This is a genomic window from Streptomyces sp. NPDC004658 (assembly GCF_040609555.1).
Lineage (GTDB): Bacteria > Actinomycetota > Actinomycetes > Streptomycetales > Streptomycetaceae > Streptomyces.
Map to the genome: position 1 here is coordinate 1 of NZ_JBEXKG010000243.1, position 789 is coordinate 789.

The 789-nt window shown below is 78.8% G+C and carries 1 pseudogene; it reads left to right on the forward strand.

What is annotated here, in order from left to right:
* Window positions 1-789: pseudogene (locus ABZV94_RS38525) on the forward strand (hypothetical protein); the annotation flags it as partial.

Genomic DNA, 789 nt, shown 5'->3' on the forward strand with positions numbered 1-789 from the left:
GCCCCGAGGGCGAACGCGACGAACACCGGCTTGCCGAGCAGCCATGCGATGACGGCGCCGACGAAGGCGAAGACGGACGGGCCGAGGCCGAGCGGCTGAAGGCGGAGGCGCAGGACACCGCCGACCGGGTGCGCGCGGAGGCGCAGGCCGCCGCCGAGCGCCTCGGCACGGAGGCGTCCGAGACGCTGGCCGCCGCGCAGGAGGAGGCCGCCCGGCGCCGCCGCGAGGCCGAGGAGCTCCTCGGTGCCGCCCGCGAGGAGGCCGACCAGGAGCGGCAGCGGGCCCGTGAGCAGAGCGAGGAGCTGCTGGCCTCCGCCCGCAAGCGCGTGGAGGAGGCGCAGGCCGAGGCCACCCGCCTGGTGGAGGAGGCCGACCGGCGCGCCACCGAGATGGTCGCCGCCGCCGAGCAGCACGCGCAGCAGGTGCGGGACTCCGTCGCCGGGCTGCACGAGCAGGCCCAGGAGGAGATCGCCGGGCTGCGCTCGGCCGCCGAGCACGCGGCGGACCGTACCCGCCGGGAGGCCGAGGAGGAGGCGGACCGGGTCCGCGCCGACGCCTACGCCGAGCGGGAGCGGGCGAGCGAGGACGCTTCCCGGATCCGGCGCGAGGCGAACGAGGAGTCTCAGGCCGCGAAGGCGCTGGCCGAGCGGACGATGGCGGAGGCCATCGCGGAGGCCGAGCGGCTGCGCGCGGACGCGGGCGAGTACGCCCAGCGGGTGCGCACCGAGGCGTCGGACGCGCTGGCCGAGGCGGACCAGGCGGCGGCCCGTACCCGGGCGGACGCCCGCG